Below are 21,489 nucleotides of genomic sequence, written 5' to 3' on the forward strand. Positions count from 1 at the left end.
GTGCTTCAGCGATTGTTGCTGATCAGGGTCAGAAACTCGGTTCGAGTTGCCTGGGATTTTCGGAACTGCCCGAGCATCATCGACGTCTTCATGCGGGAATTCTGTTTCTCCACGCCTCTCATCATCATGCACATGTGCTGGGCCTCGATAACGACGGCCACGCCCTTCGCTCCGGTGACGCTTTCGACCGCTTCGGCAATCTGTCGGGTCAGGTTTTCCTGGATCTGCAGACGCCGGGCATACATGTCGACGATGCGGGCGAATTTTGACAGACCCAACACTTTGCCCTGGGGTAGGTAGGCGATGTGGCACTTGCCGATGAACGGCAACATGTGGTGCTCGCACATGCTATAAAGCTCGATGTCCTGTACGACCACCATTTCGTCCATGGCTGATTCGAATACGGCATTGTTCACCAGGTCGCCAAGATCCTGCTGGTACCCGCATGTGAGGAACTGCATGGCCTTGGCCGCGCGCATTGGAGTGTCTTGCAGACCCTCGCGGTCCGGGTCTTCGCCCAGGCCATCGATAATGGCACGAAAGTGCCCGGAGAGGTCGTCAAGGAGTTTGCTCATAGTCTTTTCCGGTTAGCAGTGTCTTACGAGGCCCAAAGCTTAAGGCAATTTGCCCGCCATCTCTACGTTTACGGAGGCATTGTCGGAAAAGACCACTTTGGCTGTCACGCCCTGTGGTTTGGGCGGTAGGGCTATGGCAGTGGGGGCTGGTTTGTTCTAAAGTTTCAGGCTGTGAATGTTCGCCGGGGACAATACATGGAAGATGTGATGCCTACTGTCGGTGGGGTTTCCGCCGCGGAGCGCGCGGAAGGCACCCTTGAAGGGTGGCAACAGGGAGGTAAGTGGTTCAGCTTCGAGGGGCATGCCATTTTCAGCCGGATGGCAGGCTCGGGAGAACCGCTGATCCTGATTCATGGTTTTCCCACCGCGAGCTGGGACTGGAATCGCCTCTGGCCGATGCTGGTTCAGCAGCATAACGTGCTGACTCTGGACATGCTGGGCTTCGGCTTTTCCGACAAGCCTTCCGACTACGATTACAGCATCGAAGACCAGGCCGACCTGTTCCAGGGCTGGATTGAGGGGCTTGGCCTGCCGTCTGTGCACCTGTTGGTCCACGATTATGGGTGCAGTGTGGCCCAGGAACTTCTGGCCCGGGAGCAGGAAGGCGCGCTGCCTTTCCGGATTGCCAGTGTCTGCTTTCTCAATGGTGCCCTGTTCCCGGAAGTCCACAACCCGTTGCTGATTCAGAAGCTGCTGAGAAGCCCCTTTGGCGGTCTGATCAGCCGAGGCCTTACCCGACGCAGTTTCGAGCGCAACTTCCGCCGGTTGTTCGGTAACCAGAATCCCCCGGATCGTCAGGATATGGAGGACTTCTGGTATCTGCTGACCTACAACAATGGGCGAGGCATCCTGCACCATCTGATTCAGTTTATGGAAGAGCGCCGTTGTCATCGCAACCGTTGGGTTGGCGCGCTGCAGAAGGCAACGCAGCCGATGCGATTGATTTCCGGCACCGCTGATCCGGTCTCTGGTGCCGGTATGGTAAGGCGGTACCGGGAACTGATACCCGATGGCGATGTAGTCACTCTGAGGAACATCGGGCACTACCCGCAATTTGAGTGCCCCTGGGACGTCTTCAGCGCCTATCGAGAGTTTCGCAAGCGATGCGATCGGTAGACGCCGCGGGTTCGTTGCGTGCGTTAGCCCGATGCGGAATCTGGCATGTCTTCGGCACCCCGGCCTACAACCGGTAGCGGCCGGGCAGCATTGACCACCTGGTTGCGACCCCGGGATTTCGCTTCGTACAGCGCCTGGTCTGCCCGGTTCAGCCAGACGGACCAGGTCTCGCCCTTGCTGACTTCCGCGACACTGGCGCTGGCCGTCACCTTGATATTCTCAAGGAAGGGCCGGGCACTGATGCTGGTGAGAAGCTGATTCGCAAGAATGTCTGCATCCTTCTGACGGGTTTCCGGCAAAACAATCATGAACTCCTCGCCACCGATCCGGAACAGCTGGTCGCTTTCCCGCAATCGGGATCGCAGGCGCAGTGCCATTTCTGTAAGCACCTTGTCGCCGGCCAGATGGCCCCACTGATCGTTGATGGTCTTGAAGTAGTCAAGGTCCAGAAGGACGAGGCTGGAAACCCGCTCATAACGCTCCCGCATCTGGATCTGGCTGTTGAGAATATCGGCCAGCTGCGACCGATTAAGACAGCCGGTCAGGGGATCTGTGGTTGCCAGCCGGGTGAGCTCCTGCTGAAGCCGGCCCACCAGCCAGGCGAAGATCATGGCAAACAGGCAGGTCAGGCCAAGCGAAAAGGTGATCCGCCAGAAGTCGGCCTCGGGAAAGCGCAGGAAGGAGACGACAGCCATGACAACCACGAAAATGATGTTGCTTCCGATTGCTTCTCTCAGGGGCAGCAGGAAAAACAGGGCCATGGCAGCAGGGTACGCCCAGTAGAGACCGGCGTGGCCATTGATATGCGTGGAGTAGGCGGCACTGACAACGGCAAGTAGCGGGAAAAGGCGGCCTTTAAGGAAATAGGTGCCACGAAACTTCAGAAACGCGATCACCAGAAGCGCGTTGGTTGCGAAAAGCAGCAGTATCGCAGAGAGCAGGAAATGAGCTTGCTGCCACTGGATTACGATCAGAGGCGCTACCGCTACGAACGCCCAGAAATGCAGATGGTAGACCAGCTGGCGTTTGAAACCCAGCACCGCGAGGGTCGGGTTGGTTGCAAGGGTAGAGGGTGCTACCGAGAAATTCACAGCATACTCCCGCTGTCTGAGTCGAATCCGCCCGCGTCCTCTTGCGGGTCAGTCTCGAAGTCTAGCATGGCCGTTCATTTAATGAAGTAGACGGCATCATTTATGGCCCTCATTAGTTTTGTTCAGTTGGCCGGGCCTTGTCCACTTCGCTAAACTTCGCGAGATTAATTCAGGGACATGCCCAGGGACCACCCTATGACTGCTATTCACACCCGAGAACCGGCTTTGATCATCCGGGCCGGCCGGCGCGCGTTGCAGCGCCTCAAGGAAAAACCGCTGGCGCCGGAGGACGTGCACGTGATTCCGGGCGCTGCCGGTGGTCCCAAGGCTCTGGGAATAAGCGGCCTGGATAAGGCCATATTCGGCGACTGGCTGCCGCGGGTTCCCCAGGAGCGGTCGCTGATCGGCTCTTCCATTGGTAGCTGGCGCTTTGCCGCTGTGGCCTCTTCCGATGACCCGAAAGCCCAGCTCGACCGGTTGGCTGAACTGTATACCACCCAGCGGTTTGCCAAGGGTGTCAGTGCTGCTGAGGTGAGCCGTAAGAGTGTGCTGTTTCTGGAAGAGCTGCTCGGTGGGCGGGAAGATGCCATCCTGAACCACCCCTGGTACCGGCTTAACATTGTGGTCGTTCGCAGCCTCGGCATGCTGGCAGAGGATGCCCGGGGACGGTTGGGCCTGGGCCTGATGAGCGCCATCAGCGCCAACATGGTCAGTCGCCGGCATCTGGGCCGGTTTATGGAGCGGGGCATCATCCACGACGCTCGTCTGAAAGCGCCTGTGTCGAAGCTGGTGGATTTCCCCAGTCATGAGGTTGCGTTGACCCGCGAGAACCTGCTGCCTGCCCTTCTGGCGTCTGCGTCTATCCCGCTGGTGATGTCCGGTGTCCGCAATATTCCCGACGCACCCGAAGGGGTTTATCGTGATGGTGGTCTTCTGGATTATCATCTGGATCTGCCCTACCAACAGCCGGGTGTGGTTCTTTACCCGCACTTTACCGATAAGGTGGTGCCCGGCTGGTTCGACAAATCCCTGCCCTGGAGGAGGGGTGACGCCACCCGGTTGCAGGATGTACTGCTGGTTGCACCTTCGAAAACCTATCTGGAGTCCCTGCCTGACCGTAAACTCCCGGATCGGAAGGACTTCGAGCGCTATGTCGGCGATGATGCTGGCCGGGAACGTGTCTGGCGATCGGCCATTGCCGAGAGTGACCGCCTGGGTGATGAGTTTATGGAAGTCATCGAAACCGGGCGCCTGCCCGATATCGTCAGGCCTCTCTGAGCGCAGAGTTTCTTCAAGAGTGTCTATACTGGTTCGGTACAGTCATGACTTGGGGAACAGATTATGTCCGATGAAAAACCGGTAGTCGCCAGCAAGACGCCTTTCTCTGTCATGGTGGAGGCAGGAAAGAATTACTTCTGGTGTGCCTGTGGTCGAAGTGGCAGCCAGCCATTCTGTGACGGCTCCCATAAGGGAACCGGTATAGCCCCGGTTAAGTATGAGGCGGAAAAGAAAGAGTGGGTCTGGTTCTGCGGATGCAAACAAACGGGCAATGCTCCCCTTTGCGATGGCACCCACAAGACCCTCGACTAGACCGCCAAGCGTTGCAGTGTGCTTATCCTGAAGCCTGAAAGGCCGTGGACCGGGTCCTTCAGAGCCCGGACCCTGAGCACCACGGGAACCTCGTTTTCCTGATCCCGGTAGAGCAGCGGAAGATCGATCCGCTCAATCGAGCTGTCACTGCGAGCGGCCGCCAGGGCCCGTCGGTAATTGGCCTGAAAGTCGGGTGCAACCAGCTCCTCCAGCGACTGCCCCGCCAGGTCGGCGGGCGCTCGATCCAGAAGTTCGGCGATTTGGGGTGACACAAAACCGATCCTGCCATTTTCGTCCAACTCCCAGATCACGGCTCCGGACAGTGCCACCAGATCGCGGCTTCGCTGTTCGCTGTCATTCAGCGCCCGACGCAGTATCGACTTCTCGACCTGAAAGTTGGCGATCTGATGGTCAGCCCCGATTTCCCTCTGTTCCAGGCCACAAATATGGAGCGTCTGCAAATGAAGCCGACGGTTCAGGAGCAGGGCAAGAGAGGCAGCGAAGACGGACAGGGCGAAACCGGCTATCCAGACAGTTTGCGCGGCCGCACGGGCGACCTCTTCCAGCCCTCCGGGTGAGGGCACGGTGGTCAGTATCCAGTTCTGATCCAGGGGCGAAACTTCAGTACGCAATGCCCGGGTCGGGTCCACCGAACCGTTGGTGCGTATCTCCAGCAGTGGCATCTTGGTGTGTCGTTCGAGGGTATCAATGCGCAGGCCGAGGGAATCAGGCAGGGTGTCGCTAAACAACGTCTGGAGCCAGTCCGAGACGGGCTGGCGGCTGTCGATCAGCCCCGGCTGATCCGGGACGTTGGCCAGCAAGTGATTGACCAGAGCCTGATGCTGGGCATAGTAGCGCGCTTCAGCGAGGGCCATGGCCCGCCGTCCTTCGATATTTGCGGTGATTCCGGTTACCACCAACCCGGCTGTGACCATTAGCAGGGGGATCCAGAGCCCTGGCCAGAGTACCGGTCTGCGGAACCGGGCTGGAGCTGAGCTTTCCATGCCGGGCGTCCTTTGCGTCTCGGTCTGCACCTTGAGTTCAGACCACTTGTACTCCTTTACTTTAGTCCAGCTCTGGAAGAGAGGGAAATGCTCAGGTCCGGACCTTGCCGGCTGTGCCGTATACCAGGAGAAATACGGCGAAAGCCGTCACGACAACGGACGGGCCGGCGGGCGTGTCCAGGTGCCAGGACAGACTCAGACCGCCGCTTACCGCAACAAACCCGAACGCCACCGCCATGGCGACCATGATTTCCGGGTTGTGGGCCAGTCGTCTGGCGGTCGCCGCAGGAATGATAAGCAATGCGGTAATAAGCAGCACGCCGACGATTTTCATGGCCACCGCTATGACCAGTGAAAACATCAGCATGAGAACCAGGCGGAGACGCTCCACGGCAACACCCTCCACCCGGGCGAGTTCTTCGTGGATCGTGCTCATCAGCAATCCGCGCCAGAGCACCGCCAGAAGGACCAGAATCAGTGCCGCGCCGCCATAGATCCACAGCAGGTCTTCACGGCTCATGGCAAGAAGGTCCCCGAACAGCAGGCCGGTCAGGTCCACGCGGACATCTGGCATAAAGCTCAGGGTTACCAGGCCGATGGCCAGCGCGCTGTGAGCCAGTATGCCAAGCAGGGTATCCGTTGCCAGGGTCTTCGTTCGGGATAGCAGCACCAGCGCCATGGCCAGGATCACGCAGGTGATGATGACACCAAGGTTCAGCGGCACGCTGATCAGAAAGCTCAGGGCAATGCCCAGCAGAGCCGAGTGCGCCAGGGTATCGCCAAAATAGGCCATTCGTCGCCAGACCACGAAACAGCCCAGTGGTCCCGCCACGAGGGCGACGCCGAGGCCGCCAATCAGGGCGCGCCAGAAGAAATCGTCCAGGACGGCATCAATGATGGGCATGACTGCACTCCGTGTGTCCGCCATGCCCGGATGAGGCATTTTGGGAATTGCCGTCCACCACATCCCCGTGCAGATCGTGACTGTGGTTATGGTGATGGTGATAGACCGCGAGGGACTCTGCCACCGGTCGGCCAAATGTCTCTATGAAGGCCGGGTCGTGGGAGATGTCTGCAGGGTAACCGCTGCAGCACACATGCTGGTTCAGGCAGATAACCTTGTCGGTTGCTGCCATGACCAGGTGCAGGTCGTGGGAGATCATGATGACACCGCAATTCAGGTCGTCTCGCAGCTGGCGGATCAGATCATACAGCGATGCCTGGCCATTGATGTCGACCCCCTGGGCCGGTTCATCGAGTACCAGAAGATCCGGTTTGCGGGCCAGAGCCCGGGCCAACAACAGCCGCTGTTTCTCGCCGCCGGAAAGATGATGTACCGAGGCGTGCAGCAGGTGGCCGACGCCGGTGCGGGCTAGAGCGGACTCACATTCGCTGAGCGCCCGGCCGCTGAGCAGCATGAACCGCTTGACGCTCAGGGGCAGCGTGGCCTCAAGAGTCAGATGCTGAGGAACGTAGCCAATCACCAGGTTTTTTTCCACAGACACTCGGCCTGCGGACACCTTCTGGATGCCCAGCAATGCCTTGATCAGCGTGGTTTTGCCCGCCCCGTTGGGGCCGATGATGGTAATGATGTCGCCGCGGTGAATCTTCAGGTTGACCCGGTCAACCACGGGCCGTTCGTCGAGCCGGACAGTGAGATTCTCGAGGCTGACCAGCGCATCAGTCATGGTCTGGCTCCACCTGGCAGCGGGGACAAAGGCCGGCAATCTCAAGCGTGGTGTTCTCCGCCTGGAAGCCTTCCTCGGAAGCCGCTTTGCGGACTTCCTCCGAGACTGATGGTGCCGTCAATTCGAGAACATTGCCGCAGGCGCGACAGATCAGAAACATGCCGGTGTGGGTTTCACCCGCGTGGGTACAGCCCATAAATGCGTTGAGTGAGGCAATGCGATGCACCAGACCATGCTGTTGGAGGAAATCCAGGGCGCGGTAAACCGTGGGCGGGGCTGCGTTATGACCATCTGAGGACAGCTCCGCGAGCACGTCATAGGCACCCAGAGGCTTATGGGACTGCCAGATCAGTTCCAGTACCCGTTCCCGGATGGGTGTGAGGCGGGCATTCTGGCGCTGGCAAATGGCTCTTGCGTCACTCAGGGCCTGGCTGACACAGGCGTCGTGATTGTGGGGCCGATAGGGAATGGCGCGGGCGGACATGGTGGAGATCCTGCAGAATTTGAAACATTATAACATTTCCAGGAAGGTCTGCCATGCCCGGCAGTGGAACGAAAAACGGTCAGTGTCGAGACTGTAAAACCAGGGATTCCAGAAATTCCAGGTTCGGGATCCAGGCGTTCTCGCCCTCTACCTCAACCAGCATGAGATCCGCCGGGCCTGGCTCGCCGTCCAGTTTCCTGACCTGTTCCTCGGTCAGGCGGGCCTGGCTGGGAATACCCTGGGTAACCAGTGCCATAAACGGAATTTCCTTGTGGTGGTCTCCGATCGTATTGAGCACAACAATGCGGCCACGATTGTCGCCCGGAACGGTGAGGGAACCGCCGTTCGCTGCATCGTAGGAAATCACGGGGAGTTGAAGGCCACGCCAGTCCAGATAGCCAACCAGCCACTCCGGTGTGTTGGCGCCCGCGTCAGAGCTGGCGTAGTCCACCACTTCCGCAATCGAGACGTTTGGGAGCAACAGTTGCCGTCCGCTCATGGGAATCATGACGCAGGAGAGGGATTGGCTGTTGTCATTCATTGCTTGTTACCTCAGGCGGAGTCTCGTTTCTGCCGGCTCTTGAGAAGGCAGGATTCTTCAATGGTTTTTACCAGTTCCCGGGCAAGTTCCTCCGGGGTGCCACAAAAGCCAGCGCACCCAGTGGCGGCCACGGATTCGGGCATAGAGCTGTTACCGCAGCTTGTGCTTTCCTGAACCCAGATTCTGCTACCGTAGGCTTTCAGCAAAGGTGCCGCAATAGCGCCATCATTGCCCATGCCCGAAAAAAGAATAGCATGGCAGCGCTGGCCGTAATGATCTGCGACATTCAGCAGGACCTGATCAATGGAAGGGCCGTAAGGCCCCGGCCAGGCATTGCTGGTCTCTGTCAGGGCGCCCTGTTCGCCCAGCTTCCACTCGTGCTCTACCGGCATCAGCACGACATCACCATTCTGAACCTGATAACCCTCTTCCGCCCGCTTGAGCTGGTAGTGGGCGTGGCGGCCCAGTACCCGGGTCAGAACCTCGGTGAAGTTGCCATCAATGTGCTGGGCATAGATAAAGCCCACGGGCAGATTCGGAGGCAGGTGATCCAGAAACGTTTTTACCGCCGCCGGGCCACCCAGAGAGGCACCCAGAATCCAGACTTCCTCGGCTACCGATCCGGGAACAGCTGGTGGAATCCAGTGTGGCAGATCCGGTGAAGGTATTGCTGGCGGCGTATCCTGCTCCAGCTGTGCCAGTGTCGCCTCGGAATCCAGCTCCTCCAGATGCCCCAGTTGCTGCTCGAGCTTGCCCAGCAGCCGTCTTTCCCAGCGAAAATACTCGGTGCTTCCGGGTTTGGGTGCTTCGTCCAGTCCGAACAGCACCGGTGCTTCAGTGTTTTCAAGCAGGTGATCGAACAGTAGCGGGTGATCGGCCTCATCCTCAAGGGTAACCAGCCAGAGGCTGGCATCCGGAAATTCCGGATAGCCAAGCAACCGGTCCGGGGCCCCGGAAAAACGGACCTCCAGACCGAACTTGGCAGTCGCGGCCTGCAGCCGATGGCGCTGCAGGACGACATCCGAGACGATCCCGACCTGTGGCCGGCCAGACTGGCCGGTCATCACTGACGTCCGGTCAGCCGCTCGATGGTTTCAAGCAGCTCGGTCTCCTGGAACGGCTTGCCGAGGTACTCGTTGACACCAATGGCCAGGGCCCGCTCGCGGTGTTTCTCGCCGGTCCGGGAGGTGATCATACAAATCGGGATTTCCCGCAGGTTGTCATCGTGGCGCACGAAGCTGGCGACCTCGAACCCATCCATCCGCGGCATTTCGATATCCAGCAGGATAATGTCCGGTTTATGGTCCTGAAGCTGTGCGACCGCATCCAGGCCGTCTTTGGCGGTGATGACTTCCATGCCATTGCGTTCCAGTAGTCGTGAGGTGACTTTCCGCACCGTTACCGAGTCGTCCACTACCATGACTACGGTAGCCTGTTCCTCGTAACGGGCCGATTCGCGAGCCTTCTCGAGATTGGCCAGGCGCTGACGCTCGGACAGGATGTCGGAACGGATCATCGCTGGCAGGTCGAGAATGACGACCACGTTGCCGTCACCCAGAATGGTGGCACCGGAAACACCCCGGACCGTACTGAACTGCGGACCGAGGGATTTAACAACAATCTCCCGGCTGCCCATCAGGTTGTCTACCTGCAGGGCCATGGGCTGCTCGGCGCCGCGCACCAGAATCACCGGCAGCGGCAGAGCCTGTCCCTGCAGCTTCGGATGATGGTCACTGTTCAGCAGGCTGCCCAGGTACTGGAGCCGGTATTCCTGGCCGGCGTATTCGTACAGCGGGGCATCGGGCTTGTAGTATTCCTCGAGCTCGTAGGTACTGACCCGAACAATACCCTCGATGGTGTTCAGCGGGATCGCGTAGAAGTCCTCGCCGGTAGAAACCATCAGGGCACGGTTCACGGAAACCGTGAACGGCAGGCGCACGGTGAAGGTAGTCCCGCGGCCCACTGCAGAATCGATATCCAGGCTGCCGCCGAGCTGCTTGATCTCGCTGGCAACCACGTCCATGCCCACGCCGCGGCCGGAAATCTGGGTTACCGCCTGGGCCGTCGAGAAGCCTGGCTGCAGGATGAACTGCAGGACTTCTCGCTCGGACAGGTCTTCATCTTCCCGCAACATGCCCTGACGGATCGCCTTGTCGCGAATGACCGACGATGGAATACCGGCGCCATCGTCAATCATGCGCAGAACAACGTCGCCACCTTCCCGGGTCAGGGACAGGGTCACCTCGCCTGTTTCCGGCTTGCCGGCTTTTTTGCGGTCTGCGGGGTTCTCGATGCCGTGGTCGAGGGCGTTCCGGAGCATGTGTTCCAGCGGCGCGATCATGCGCTCGAGGATGTTCCGGTCCATCTCGCCTTCGGCGTTGCGGACATCGAAGTCCACCTTCTTGCCTAGCTCGCCGCTGATCTGACGCACGATCCGGCGCAGTCGGGGCACCATCGAGGCGAACGGAATCATCCGGGTCTTCATGAGACCTTCCTGGAGTTCCGTGTTGATCCGTGATTGCTGTACCAGCAGGGTTTCCGTGTCCCGGACCCGGTCAGACAGAGTCTCACGCAGGTCCGCAAGGTCCGAAGAGGACTCTGTCAGGGCCCGGGAAAGCTGCTGGATAGATGAGTAACGGTCCATCTCCAGTGGGTCGAAGTCGTCGCCGTAGTCCGGACCGTGCTCCTTCTCGGCACTGAACAGGATCTGTGCTTCGGTTTCGATTTCCATCCGGCGCAGCTGTTCTCGCAGACGCTCGATCGTGGCGGCCATTTCATCGAGAGTATGGCCAAAGTCGCTGCTTTGCTGTTCCAGCCGACCACGGGTAATACTGGTTTCGCCCGCGAGGTTGACCAGTTCATCCAGCAGCGGCGCGGATACCCGGATGGTTTCCTGGGCTGCGCGCTGGGCGTCGGCCGCCTGTTTGCGGGCCTTGGCCGGGGATTTCCCTGATTTCGGCGCCGGGGCCACCGGTTTTTCCGCTTTGGCGGGCGGTGCCGACGCTTCGGGCTTCTTCGGTTCCGGCGCAGCGGGAGCCTGTGCTGGCTGTTCGGCCTTTGCCGGTTCCGGCACGCCTGAGCCGGACTCATAGCCTTTACGAATATCGGCCACCAGGGCAATGATGGCGTCGTGGTCTTCGGTAATGGCCTGCCACTGTGATTCATCCGGGGCATTGCCGCCCAGATCAATCAACCGGGTTTCAAACGCGTGGGCCTTGTCGCCAAGCTGGGTCAACTGGGACAGACGGGCACCGCCCTTGAGGGTGTGTAATGCTCGCTGGGCTTCCTGGTTGAAGTTGTGGTTTGCCGGGTCTTTGCGCCAATCGTCGAGCAGCTGCTCAAGCTGATCCATGATCTCGCCGGCTTCCTCAAGGAAGATTTCCAGTACTTCCGGATCGATCGCTTCCTGTTCGGATTCTTCACGGGGGGCAGCGGTTTCCTCGGAGGCAACCTCATGGGCTGCCTGGAACTCCTCAATGAGCCTGGTATCCGGTGAGGGTTTGTTGCCTTCTTCCAGGCTATTGAGCATGGCTTTCAGGCTGCCAAGTGCACGGTCGCTGAGGCCGAGCATCGTCTTCTGGTTGTTGGACCCGGAGATCAGGGGATCAAGGGCGTCCGACCAGGCCTCTGCCAGGTTGGCAATCGGATCAACGTCAGAGAGCCGCGCACCGCCCTTGAGGGTATGCAGTTCCTGCTGCAGCTGGGTCAGGCCGGTCAGTTCCTCCGGCTCGTCTCGCCACTGGTTGAGACACTCGTTAATGGCGTCGTAGATTTCCAGGCCTTCGTCCAGGAAGATGCCGATCAAGTCGTCATCACTGGCCTGCGTCAGGGTCTCGTTGAAACTGGAGACCTCTGGAGCTTCCTCGGCCGCAGACACTTCTTGTTCAGCCTCTGCCGGTTGTTCCGGCTCTTCCTCACGGGTATCAGTGGGCATTGCCTCGCCCCGAAGGATAGACTGAACGCGAGCGACCAGCTCATCGGCAGGCGGACAGGGCTTCTGGGTGGCTGCCTGCTCGACCATCTGGGCCAACCTGTCATGGCAGGCAAACAGCAGGTCGTTCATGTAATCGCTGGCTTCCAGCTGACCTTCCGCAACCTTTTCGAAGAGGTCTTCAAGCACATGCGTCAGGTCGCCGATGGCCTCGACGCCGGCCATTCGGGCGCCACCCTTGAGCGTGTGGACATCGCGCTGAAGTTCCGCAGCAACGGACCGATCCGAAGGGTCCTCTGTCCAGGTATGCAGGGCGCTGCCGGTGGAGTTGATCAAATCGTAGGCTTCCTCCAGGAAGATACCTACCAGTTCGGGATCCAGGTGAGAGAGGTCGGCAACACCATCTTCCGGCTCAGCGGTTTGATCGGCTTCTGTCGCGGCAAGATCGGAATCGACCGGTTCATCAACGTCCGGGAGCGGAGCCTGTTCCTCTTCGTTGGTATCCGGTTCGGAGTCGTCATCCTGGCTGGCAACGTTGGTGACTGGCCGTGTTCCGGTCGCATTGTCCATGTAAGCCTGGATTTCACCGATCAGATCCGGAGCCGGGCGTGGTGGCTCCTTGGCTTCCAGATTCTCGACCATGCCCGCCAAACGGTCGTGACAGCGGAACAACAAGTCGGACAGTTCATCGTTGATTGACAGCCGCTGTTCGGTCAGCCCTTCAAAAAGGTTTTCCAGTTCATGAGAGAGATCACCCACTGCCGGAATGTCCGCCAGTCGTGCGCCACCCTTGAGGGTATGCAGATCCCGCTGGAGCAGGCGCAGGATATCCAGATTCCGGGTATCCTCACTCCAGTTCTGCAGCGCTTCTGCACTGCTATCTACGAGGTCGCGGGCTTCTTCCAGGAAGATTTCCGCCAGTTCCTCATCCATTTCGTCATCGGATTCGGACGTTTCCGGAAGCGGAGGTTGTTCTGCGGCTGCTGGCTCGTCGCTTGCCGGCGTTTCGGTCTCGTCCATCTCAAAGCTGAGATCGATTTCCTCGAGGTCTCCGGTGAACTCCTGCTCGAAGGCATCTGGTGCCTGATTCTCCGGGGTCGACGCCTGTTTCAGTCCCTCAAGGGCGGCGACGATGTCATCGCTGGACTCAGTGGCAAGCCCGGCTGCGACCTGGTCCATCATGTTGATCAGTTGTTCGTGAGCGGCCCGGACGGTCTCGAAGAAAGTATCGTCTGGCGCTTCGTCGTGCCTGGCGGCCTCGTCATAGGTTTCTTTCAGTGCACCCGAGAGCGCCGCAACGTCGCCGAGCCCGGCTTCGGAGGCGCCGGAGGTCAGTTGCTCCAGTTCGGAACGTAGCGGGTCCAACGATTCCATTTCACCGGGGTTGCCCGCCCAGTGATCAAGGATCCGGTCGGCATCAAGAACAATGTCTAGCCCTTCGTTCAGGAACAGTTGAACCAACTGTGACGGCGCCTGCTGTGGATGCTGGCGCGGAGCCTCCTCACTGTGGCTGCGGAGTGTTTCATCCGTCAGGTGATCCAGCTTTTCGAGGAAGGCTTCGGTGCCCGGCAGCGAGGCCTGGGGGTTTTCACGGATCTGGGCCAGTCCCTGGGTGAGGAAATCGCAGGCGGAGTCGATCAGTGAAAGCACGTCGCGGTTGGCACGTTTGTTCTGGGCCCGGGATTCCTTGACGAATCGCTCAAGTGGTGTGATTACGGCAGCGATCGGGCCGATTCCGGCTGTATGTGCGCTGCCCTTGAGTGTGTGCAGGGCCCGGGACAGATCGTCGGTGTAGGTAACCGAGGTTTTATCTCCGGCCGCTGAGAGGAAGTCCTTGAGTGTCTGAAGGTGGGTCTCGGTTTCGCTCTCAAAAATATCCAGCAACACGGGATCGACCGCATCTTCGTCGGCGACTCCGGTTTCAGCGTCGGTTGCACCCGTGTCGCTCTCAGCCACGGCTTCTGAGCCATCCGAGTCGGCGGCGGGCATCGTGCTGGCATCGGGAATCTCGCCGTTGGCCAGAGCATTGGCTCGTGCTTCCAGGCTGGAGGTGTCGACCGACGGCGCCCGGTGTTTTTCAAAATCTTCGACCAAGGCCGGCAGATTGGTGGTAACGTCCTCCAACAGGCTGGCAATGTCATCGTTCATGAAAATGCTGCCGTCTATGACGCGGTTCAGCATGTTTTCAACGGACCAGGCCAGCTCCCCGACAACCAGTGCACCGACCATCCGGCCACTGCCTTTCAGTGTGTGGAAGGCACGGCGGACTTCCGACAGAGCGCTACGGTCATCGTGCTGACGCAGAAGCATCGGCAGGTATTCGCGAATGGTGTCCAGCACCTCACCGGCTTCTTCAACGAAGATCTCGAGTATTTCATCGTCGATCAGGTCGTCTTCATCAGACGCTTCAGAGACGGCTTCAGCGGTGTCTTCGTCCTCGACGGGGGTTTGTGTTTCCTGTTCTTCATCTCCCGCAAAGGCGGTTGTGTCTTCTACCTCGGGGACTTCCGGTTCCGCCACGACTTCATCGTCTGTTCGGCGGGTCGTTGCCATCGCTTCGGCCCGATTGATGAGCTCTTCCACGTCGCCGGCGGTCTGGCCTTGCTTGAATTCACGGATCAATGAGGGAATACGGGCATTCACCTCGTCCACCAGAGTAAACATGTCGTCGGTGGGTCGAACGGTCTGGTCAATCACGCGGTTCAGCAGATTTTCAACAGACCATGCCAGCTCGCCAATACTGGTAGCGCCAACCAATCGTCCACTGCCCTTGAGCGTATGGAAAGCACGACGAACCTCGGTCAGAGCCTCACGATCATCGTGATTCTGGCGCAGTCGGGGATAGAACTCATGGATGGTTTCGAGAACCTCTTCGGCTTCCTCAACGAATATGCCGAGAATCTCATCGTCCAGAAGATCCGCATCCGAGCTCTTGCTTTCTTCGGGAGCAGCCGGGACGTCGGTTTCCGGCTGCTCTTCAACCGGCTCAACAACGGGTACGTCTTCCGCGGCGGTTTCTGTCCAGGTGGGTTCGGCCCCGACCGGGAAGCCAAGGGACGCGAGGCTGTCTTCCGCAACCCTGAGAATCGAATCGTTTTCGCCAATTCCCTCGGCAAGGCGCTCGAGGTAATACTCGATACTGGTGACCGCATCGGCCAGGATGTCCAGCTGCTTCCAGTCCGGGACCTGTTTGCTGCCCAGCAGAACATCGGTAATGTAGCGCTCAGCCGAGCCCAGCATACCGGCAACCCGATCCAGCGGGATCAGGCTGAGCCCGCCGCGAATGCTGTGCAGCAAGCCTGGAACGTGTTCGATTTCACGGGTATCCCATTGCGAAGCAATGAAATTCACAATGGCGGATTTAACCTGTTCCAGGGTATTTCGGGATTCACGGAGCAGCGCGCCGCTGGCCTCGCCCAGCTCCCTGGAGCCAAGGTTCACCGGGGCATCTGAGGATTCGTCTGCGGACGAGTCCTGTTGACCGTCACTATCCAGGCCCGCGAGACTGGCTTCGACGTAAAGCAGCGCGCCGGCGATGTCCATCAGGGTGCCATCGTCAACCTGTTCGGTCTGAGTGCTGAGTTTTTCAACCAGTTCGACCTGCTCGGTTACGACTTTCCGCGGTATACCCAGCCCCAGCACCGCCAGGGTATTGGCCACCTGGCGCAATCCCGGCAACAAGTCTTCAAGCTCGCCGTTCTGGCGCAGCTCTGACCGGACAAAGAGGTCCAGCTGGTCCTTCAGTTTGGCCAGTTCTTCATTAAGCGCGCCGACAACCGAATGGATGGCATCACGGCCTGGGCCGGATACCCGGGTTCGGGCGGCGTCAACATCGTCTTCTGAGGGCAGCGCTTCGTTCAGCTGGTAGGCATCCCGCAGGGCACTGACCTGGGGAGAATCCAGATCCCGGGCCCGGGCGACATAGTAGAGCAGGTGTTTGAGCAGCGCTTCCGGCGCTGGCTGCTGAAGAATATCGGCGTGCTCGTCGGTCAGTCGGCGAATTTCACTGTCGAGCTCACGGAGCAGGGATTTAACCGCCGCATTCACCGGATTAACGTGTGCCTGCAGTGTTTCCACAAAGGCACTGGCCGCTTTCCAGAGCTCGCCCCGGGGGGTTTTCTGACACAATCGGATCAGTCGTTGAAGCACCTTCTGCATGTATTCGAAATGGGCATCAAGATCCGCTTCCCGGATGACGCCGGCCAGCGCAAACTGATACATCTGGCGCAGCTTTCGGATGTGGCCCAGGACCGTTGGGTCTTGCAGGCGCTGGGATACCTTCCCGGTCACGGTGATTCGTGACGGGGCCAGGTCCGGTTTGAACAGCGAGGTATCAGACAGCAGAGATTCGCCACGGGCGGCCCGCAAGTCGTTAAGCAGCGGCAACAGCACCATCGGAAAATCGTCCTGGCTGCTGGCCAGATGCTCAAGGTACTGGGGCAGTTGCAGGATGGCCTGCATCAGGACTTCAACGGCTTCGTCGATATTGGCAACGGTTTCGTTGAGCACTGCCTGGGTGAGCTTTTCCATTTCCTCGGTGAGCAGAGCTGCACCGTAGAGCTCGACCATTTGCAGCGTGCCGTGTACCTGATGGAGATAATTCAGGCAGAAGCGCAGGCGCGCGGTGTCGTCACGATTCTCGACATACGCTTCCAGTGCATGCTGACCCTGGGTCAGCGTGTCCTGTATCTCTCCCCGAACCCAGTCGAGGGCGATGCTGTCATGGTGATTGCCCATAACCACTCCGGTTATTCTTCGTCAGTCTGGCGTTTGATCCACGCCAGCACATGTTCCGAGGGGACTCTCTGTAACCCGGGAGGCTGCCAGTCGGTCAGCTCTCCCTGGCCCAGAACCAGCAACCCCCCGGGCGCCAGCCGCTCTGCAAGTCGCTTGACAATTTCCCGTCGGCGCCAGCGACGGAAATAAATCAGCAGATTCTGGCAGAAGATAATGTTCATCCCGTGCATGGGTGCCTTATCAAGATCCAGAACATTCAGTCTGGTAAAGCACACCCGGTCCCGGATGCTGTTCACAATTTCTACGGTATTCCGCTCGGCCGGGCGGAAATACCGGGCTTTCATGTCCTCATCCATTCCCAGCAGTTTGCGGGGATTGAACTGACCGTTCCGGGCTTTTTCGATCACAGGCTTGCTGATATCAGAGCCCGTAACACCGAACAGCGGCTGCAACGCCAACTGGCTCATGCATTCATTCAGCACCATGGCCAGGGTATAGGGTTCCTCACCGGTGGAACATCCAACACTCCAGGCCTCCAGGGGACGCTTTTTCAACTGTTCCCTTGGCCGTGTCAGGACATAGTCGGAAACCAGGCGGAAAGCGTCCGGATCCCGGAAGAACCGGGTCTCCTGAACCGTGAGTCGATCCACCAGCGTTGACCATTCCCTGATCGCATCGGGCCCGGATACGATTTTTTCGTAATAGGCCTGATAGCTGCTGCAGCCGATTTCCCGCATGCGGATGCCAAGATTCGTTTCCAGAAACGAACGGCGCTCGGCCGACAGGGTTATGCCGGTTCGGTGTTCCAGCAGGGTTTGCCACTGGTTGAACTGCGCCTCGTCCATATCCGGGAGTCGGCGCAGTGACCAGATGCCCTCGGCAGGTGACAGGTTGTTATGCATTTGTGCCATAAACCGTCAACAGCCCTGGAACGGAAATCAGCCCACCACCGGAACGTCGCTGTCTTCCTCTTCTTCGTGATCCGCCACGTCTTCTTCCGGCAGGGTGAAGCCGGCAACGGAGGACCGCAGCTCGGACGCCATTTCTGCCAGGTTACCGATAGACTTCGCAGTCGCATTGGTACCGGAAGACGTCTGAGACGTGATTTCCTGGATAACGTTCATGGTGTTGGAAATGTGTGCGGCCGACGACGACTGCTGACGTGCGGCGTTGGAGATGTTCTGGATCAGTTCCGCCAGAGACATGGATACGTTCTCGATTTCCTCGAGGGCGATACCCGCGTCCTGGGCCAGGCGAGCACCACGGACCACCTCGGCGGTGGTGTGTTCCATGGAGATAACTGCTTCGTTGGTATCCGACTGGATCGTCTTAACCAGTGCTTCAATCTGCTTGGTTGCGGCGGAGGAACGTTCCGCCAGGCGCTGAACCTCGTCCGCAACAACCGCGAAGCCCCGGCCCGCGTCACCGGCCATGGAGGCCTGGATTGCGGCGTTCAGAGACAGGATGTTGGTCTGGTCGGCAATGTCGTTGATCAACGATACGATGTCACCGATTTCCTGGGAAGATTCACCCAGACGCTTGATCCGTTTGGAGGTTTCCTGGATCTGTTCACGGATGTTGTCCATGCCGCGGATGGTGTTCTGTACCACTTCCGCGCCTTTCTTCGCGATCGCAACCGACCGCTCCGCAACCGCAGAGGATTCGGCAGCGTTCGAGGATACCTGGTCGATGGACACGGCCATCTCGTTCACCGCAGCGGAGGCGCCGGCAATTTCCTGGGCCTGGTGCTCGGAAGCATCGGCAAGATGCATCGCAGTGGCCTGGGTTTCCTGGGCCGCTGACGCTACCCGTACGGCAGTACCACGAATCGCCTGTACCAATCCGCGCATCTGGTCGATCGCGTAGTTGATGGAGTCGGCGATGGCACCGGTGAAGTCCTCGGTTACCGTGGCCTCAGTAGTCAGGTCACCATCAGCCAGGTCAGCCAGTTCGTCCAGCAGTCGCAGGATCGCGTTCTGGTTCTGCTCGTTCTGCTCTTGCGTCGTGGCGAGTCGGGCCTGGGCTTCGCGGTAAAGAGCCAGACCAATGAACACAACAATCGCGACCATGGCTGCCAGGATGGCAAAGGCCAGAGTCGGGCTGACCAGTCGTGAGCCGGATTGGGTCCGGAAGTTCTCGGCCAGTACTGAGAGCTCGGAAAGCAGAATCTCGGAATTCTGGAAGATGTCGCTGGCCGCAGTACGAACCTTGAAGAGGTCGGGAGAGGCCTCAAGGATCGCGTCTACGTTCTGGGAAACGAACTGGAACAGTTCATCGACGGCTTCGAGGCCGTAGATGGCGTCTTCATCATTTACCTGGGAGATGCCCATGGCCGGGTTGCCGTTCAGCTGGCCCTCGAGCACTCGGCCGAACAGGCTTGCGTCGCGACCGAAACGGTCGGCCGCAATAACCGCATCTTCATCACCGGAAAGTACGTTGTTGACCGAGCGAACAATACGCTCCGCCAGAAGTGACTGGCGCTGGGCCAGTGCAATCTGTTCGGCGGGTGCGCCGTTGTCGAGCAGGATCTGTACGATATCGTCGTACTCAACCTGCAGCTGCGGAATGGTTTCGTTCAGGGTCCGGGCGACCTCATGCAGGCCGAGCACCGCATCCTGGGTAGATAGGATGCTGTCGGCGTTTTCCCGCACGGTGTTCCAGTTTTCCTGAACGCCACTCTGTTGAGCCAGTTCACTCGGCGGCAGACCGGTTTCCGGGTTACCCTCGGTTACGTTGGTCCAGAGCTGCTGGAATTCGTCACGGGAGCGGCGCAGCTGGTTGAAGGCCTCGGCGGTTCCGCCGGCAGCCTCAGTCGCGTTCTTCGCAATCTCCTGAGAAAGCACCCTCAGCTCGGCGGTGTTGGCGATGTATTCCTGATCGTTCTGGCTGTCGTTGTTGATAATGAACAGCACGGCAACGAGCAGGATGGTGAGTGCGATCAGCGCGGCGATCAGGCCGGCAACCAGCTTGTTGCCTCCCTGTCCCATACTGAGTCTTCCGGCTCTGTTCTTCATTTTCTGGCTCCCGGCCTCTTCAAGAAATTGGCAAGTTTGTTTTTTCGGGTTTCAGGCGGTCAGAGTGATGTTCCTGCCATTGTCACCACCCTTACCACTGTGCGACGTCCAGAAATCGTTCGTCATCGAGCAGATCGACGGCCGAAAACACTTTCCAGACTTCCTCGTTGCGTTCGTAACCGCCTGAGACAAACGGTCGAACGTTTTCAGGCACGCCCTCGGGCGAATCCTTGAAACTGTCAGTCGCGAAATACTGCATGCCCAAGACACTGTCGACCACCAGCCCGCTAAAAATATCACCCTGTTCGACTACCAGTACGCGCCGCTCCCGCTGGCTTCGGGAAGAGCGGGGGATATCAAAAAAGCCGGCAAGATCAACCAGGGGCAGGAGGCGGCCGCGGACATTGGCCGCGCCAAGCAGAAACGGGCGAACCCCCGGTATGTGGGTGAAGCGGGGGACATGGAGGATTTCAGTGACTTCGCCCATGGGGGCAACGTAGCGTTCACCTGCGAGAACGAAGCCGATGCCGTTCCACAGTTCAACGGCTTCCTGTTGTTCCGGCAGGCCGGCAGCCATGGACCGGCTGCGCGCGGCGATATCCGTCAGAACGGCAAAAGGGGCGGCCTGGGCGGACATGCGTACTCCACAGTTGGGGATCAGGCAATCAGACTGTTGATTGTTTTGATCAGATCGTCTTCGTTAACCGGCTTGACCAGGTAACCCTTGGCGCCCTGACGGGTGCCCCATACGCGGTCGGTTTCCTGATCCTTCGTGGTGACGATCACCACCGGGATGGAAGCGGTTTCCGGTGCGCGGGTCAGTTGGCGGGTTGCCTGGAAGCCGTTAAGGCCGGGCATAACCACATCCATCAGAACCAGATCCGGGGTCTCGGCACGGGCCTTGGCAACACCGTCTGCGCCGTTGTCGGCGGTCAGCACTTCGTGCTGGTGTTTTTCCAGGATCGTGGAAATTTTCTTAACCTCGGTAGGGGAATCGTCAACAATCAGAATGCGGGCCATGGTTTCCTCGATGGTTCTTGGGGTCAGCAGGTTTACTGTTCCGCCTGTGGAACGTACTGGCGGATGGTATTGAGCAGCTCATCCTTACTGAACGGTTTGGTCAGATACTGGTCCGAGCCGACGATTCGGCCTTTGGCCTTGTCGAACAGCCCGTCCTTGCTGGAGAGCATGATAACCGGCGTCTTTTTGAAGGAGGAATTGTTCTTGATAAGTGCGCAGGTCTGGTAGCCGTCCAGTCGGGGCATCATGATATCAACAAAAATGATGTTCGGCTGGGAATCGGCAATCTTGGCAAGAGCGTCAAAGCCGTCAGTCGCGGTGATGACCTCACAGCCGACCTTTTTCAGAAGGGTTTCTGCGGTGCGACGTATGGTTTTACTGTCGTCGATCACCATGATCTTCAAGTTCTCGAAGTTGTCATCCATTGTCCAACTGCCTTGCGCTCAGCGACTGTCGTTATTTTAAAACGGGGGTTTTAACACAAACCTTAAGGTTCTTCTATAAACCCCGCTCATTTATAGATTATCAATGGCCGGATAAAAAGTATTAGTTTGTGACCAAATGTACTTCTGCCCGCAACGTCACGTAACTGACTGAGGATTTCTCCGGATGCATTTGCGGCTCGGGTACAATACCATCTGAGATCACAGCATAGCACTTAATGCCCGGTCGGCTCTGCAGACCGGTTCGTGTTTTTA

17 protein-coding genes are annotated in these 21,489 nt (G+C 58.9%); 3 read left to right on the forward strand and 14 right to left on the reverse strand.

From position 1 onward, the window contains the following. Window positions 1–5 precede the first annotated feature (5 nt). Window positions 6–575 carry a GTP cyclohydrolase I FolE gene (gene folE, locus FMN52_RS10360; protein ID WP_148608554.1) on the reverse strand — a complete coding sequence of 190 codons (570 nt, stop codon included), beginning with the start codon at window positions 573–575 and terminating at the stop codon, window positions 6–8. A gap of 195 nt (window positions 576–770) precedes the next feature. Here folE and FMN52_RS10365 point away from each other — a divergent pair, with 195 nt between their 5' ends. Further along, window positions 771–1,691, forward strand: a complete 921-nt coding sequence (locus tag FMN52_RS10365) for an alpha/beta hydrolase (protein WP_148608555.1) — start codon at window positions 771–773, stop codon at window positions 1,689–1,691. A 23-nt stretch (window positions 1,692–1,714) separates the two neighbouring features. On the opposite strand, the gene FMN52_RS10370 is transcribed toward FMN52_RS10365, so the two are convergent. Further along, the gene (locus FMN52_RS10370) at window positions 1,715–2,782 is read right to left on the reverse strand and encodes a GGDEF domain-containing protein (RefSeq protein ID WP_148608556.1); all 1,068 of its coding nucleotides are present in this window, start codon (window positions 2,780–2,782) and stop codon (window positions 1,715–1,717) included. Window positions 2,783–2,977: 195 nt separating this feature from the next. Between FMN52_RS10370 and FMN52_RS10375 the strand changes: the two genes are divergently transcribed. Then, window positions 2,978–4,060 carry a patatin-like phospholipase family protein gene (locus FMN52_RS10375; protein WP_148608557.1) on the forward strand — a complete coding sequence of 361 codons (1,083 nt, stop codon included), beginning with the start codon at window positions 2,978–2,980 and terminating at the stop codon, window positions 4,058–4,060. 63 nt (window positions 4,061–4,123) lie between these two features. Then, entirely contained in the window at window positions 4,124–4,372 is a 249-nt protein-coding gene (locus FMN52_RS10380; protein ID WP_148608558.1) for a CDGSH iron-sulfur domain-containing protein, read from the forward strand. Here FMN52_RS10380 and FMN52_RS10385 read toward each other — a convergent pair. The 12 genes from FMN52_RS10385 to pilG all read right to left on the reverse strand — a co-directional run bounded on the left by FMN52_RS10385 (window position 4,369) and on the right by pilG (window position 21,216). Then, window positions 4,369–5,376 carry a PAS domain-containing protein gene (locus FMN52_RS10385; RefSeq protein ID WP_148608559.1) on the reverse strand — a complete coding sequence of 336 codons (1,008 nt, stop codon included), beginning with the start codon at window positions 5,374–5,376 and terminating at the stop codon, window positions 4,369–4,371. The two genes, FMN52_RS10380 and FMN52_RS10385, sit on opposite strands and share 4 nt — an antisense overlap. Before the next feature lie 91 nt (window positions 5,377–5,467). Continuing rightward, window positions 5,468–6,280 (reverse strand): zinc ABC transporter permease subunit ZnuB, encoded by an 813-nt coding sequence (gene znuB / locus FMN52_RS10390; protein WP_148608560.1) that lies wholly within the window; start codon window positions 6,278–6,280, stop codon window positions 5,468–5,470. Continuing rightward, on the reverse strand, window positions 6,267–7,064 hold the full coding sequence (gene znuC, locus FMN52_RS10395) for a zinc ABC transporter ATP-binding protein ZnuC (RefSeq protein ID WP_148608561.1): 798 nt from the start codon (window positions 7,062–7,064) through the stop codon (window positions 6,267–6,269). Before znuC ends, znuB begins: the two co-directional genes overlap by 14 nt. Then, on the reverse strand, window positions 7,057–7,548 hold the full coding sequence (locus FMN52_RS10400; RefSeq protein ID WP_148608562.1) for a Fur family transcriptional regulator: 492 nt from the start codon (window positions 7,546–7,548) through the stop codon (window positions 7,057–7,059). The genes znuC and FMN52_RS10400 overlap by 8 nt, the downstream gene beginning before the upstream one ends. A 79-nt stretch (window positions 7,549–7,627) precedes the next feature. Continuing rightward, window positions 7,628–8,089, reverse strand: coding sequence for a chemotaxis protein CheW (locus FMN52_RS10405; RefSeq protein ID WP_148608563.1), 462 nt, complete (start codon window positions 8,087–8,089; stop codon window positions 7,628–7,630). Window positions 8,090–8,100: 11 nt separating this feature from the next. Then, on the reverse strand, window positions 8,101–9,153 hold the full coding sequence (locus FMN52_RS10410) for a chemotaxis protein CheB (protein WP_148608564.1): 1,053 nt from the start codon (window positions 9,151–9,153) through the stop codon (window positions 8,101–8,103). Then, on the reverse strand, window positions 9,153–16,757 hold the full coding sequence (locus FMN52_RS10415) for an Hpt domain-containing protein (protein WP_148608565.1): 7,605 nt from the start codon (window positions 16,755–16,757) through the stop codon (window positions 9,153–9,155). The genes FMN52_RS10410 and FMN52_RS10415 overlap by 1 nt, the downstream gene beginning before the upstream one ends. 11 nt (window positions 16,758–16,768) lie before the next feature. Continuing rightward, entirely contained in the window at window positions 16,769–17,668 is a 900-nt protein-coding gene (locus FMN52_RS10420; protein ID WP_148608566.1) for a protein-glutamate O-methyltransferase CheR, read from the reverse strand. A 27-nt stretch (window positions 17,669–17,695) separates the two neighbouring features. Next, window positions 17,696–19,771, reverse strand: a complete 2,076-nt coding sequence (locus FMN52_RS10425) for a methyl-accepting chemotaxis protein (RefSeq protein WP_162851867.1) — start codon at window positions 19,769–19,771, stop codon at window positions 17,696–17,698. Between the two features lie 91 nt (window positions 19,772–19,862). Beyond that, on the reverse strand, window positions 19,863–20,408 hold the full coding sequence (locus tag FMN52_RS10430) for a chemotaxis protein CheW (RefSeq protein ID WP_148608567.1): 546 nt from the start codon (window positions 20,406–20,408) through the stop codon (window positions 19,863–19,865). Window positions 20,409–20,428: 20 nt separating this feature from the next. Next, a complete protein-coding gene (gene pilH, locus FMN52_RS10435) occupies window positions 20,429–20,791 on the reverse strand; it encodes a twitching motility response regulator PilH (RefSeq protein ID WP_008939836.1) in 363 nt (120 codons plus the stop codon). 32 nt (window positions 20,792–20,823) lie between these two features. Next, a complete protein-coding gene (gene pilG / locus FMN52_RS10440) occupies window positions 20,824–21,216 on the reverse strand; it encodes a twitching motility response regulator PilG (RefSeq protein WP_007154228.1) in 393 nt (130 codons plus the stop codon). Window positions 21,217–21,489: the final 273 nt, after the last annotated feature.

This window comes from Marinobacter sp. BW6 (assembly GCF_008107725.1).
In the GTDB taxonomy this organism is placed as follows: Bacteria; Pseudomonadota; Gammaproteobacteria; order Pseudomonadales; family Oleiphilaceae; genus Marinobacter.

What these genes read in the sequence shown, in the direction of transcription:
- folE (WP_148608554.1), bottom strand. Translation starts at nt 575, where the DNA reads ATGAGCAAACTCCTTGACGACCTCTCCGGGCACTTTCGTGCCATTATC.
- FMN52_RS10365 (WP_148608555.1), top strand. Translation starts at nt 771, where the DNA reads ATGGAAGATGTGATGCCTACTGTCGGTGGGGTTTCCGCCGCGGAGCGC.
- FMN52_RS10375 (WP_148608557.1), top strand. Translation starts at nt 2,978, where the DNA reads ATGACTGCTATTCACACCCGAGAACCGGCTTTGATCATCCGGGCCGGC.
- FMN52_RS10380 (WP_148608558.1), top strand. Translation starts at nt 4,124, where the DNA reads ATGTCCGATGAAAAACCGGTAGTCGCCAGCAAGACGCCTTTCTCTGTC.
- FMN52_RS10385 (WP_148608559.1), bottom strand. Translation starts at nt 5,376, where the DNA reads ATGGAAAGCTCAGCTCCAGCCCGGTTCCGCAGACCGGTACTCTGGCCA.
- znuB (WP_148608560.1), bottom strand. Translation starts at nt 6,280, where the DNA reads ATGCCCATCATTGATGCCGTCCTGGACGATTTCTTCTGGCGCGCCCTG.
- znuC (WP_148608561.1), bottom strand. Translation starts at nt 7,064, where the DNA reads ATGACTGATGCGCTGGTCAGCCTCGAGAATCTCACTGTCCGGCTCGAC.
- FMN52_RS10400 (WP_148608562.1), bottom strand. Translation starts at nt 7,548, where the DNA reads ATGTCCGCCCGCGCCATTCCCTATCGGCCCCACAATCACGACGCCTGT.
- FMN52_RS10405 (WP_148608563.1), bottom strand. Translation starts at nt 8,089, where the DNA reads ATGAATGACAACAGCCAATCCCTCTCCTGCGTCATGATTCCCATGAGC.
- FMN52_RS10410 (WP_148608564.1), bottom strand. Translation starts at nt 9,153, where the DNA reads ATGACCGGCCAGTCTGGCCGGCCACAGGTCGGGATCGTCTCGGATGTC.
- FMN52_RS10415 (WP_148608565.1), bottom strand. Translation starts at nt 16,757, where the DNA reads ATGGGCAATCACCATGACAGCATCGCCCTCGACTGGGTTCGGGGAGAG.
- FMN52_RS10420 (WP_148608566.1), bottom strand. Translation starts at nt 17,668, where the DNA reads ATGGCACAAATGCATAACAACCTGTCACCTGCCGAGGGCATCTGGTCA.
- FMN52_RS10425 (WP_162851867.1), bottom strand. Translation starts at nt 19,771, where the DNA reads ATGAAGAACAGAGCCGGAAGACTCAGTATGGGACAGGGAGGCAACAAG.
- FMN52_RS10430 (WP_148608567.1), bottom strand. Translation starts at nt 20,408, where the DNA reads ATGTCCGCCCAGGCCGCCCCTTTTGCCGTTCTGACGGATATCGCCGCG.
- pilH (WP_008939836.1), bottom strand. Translation starts at nt 20,791, where the DNA reads ATGGCCCGCATTCTGATTGTTGACGATTCCCCTACCGAGGTTAAGAAA.
- pilG (WP_007154228.1), bottom strand. Translation starts at nt 21,216, where the DNA reads ATGGATGACAACTTCGAGAACTTGAAGATCATGGTGATCGACGACAGT.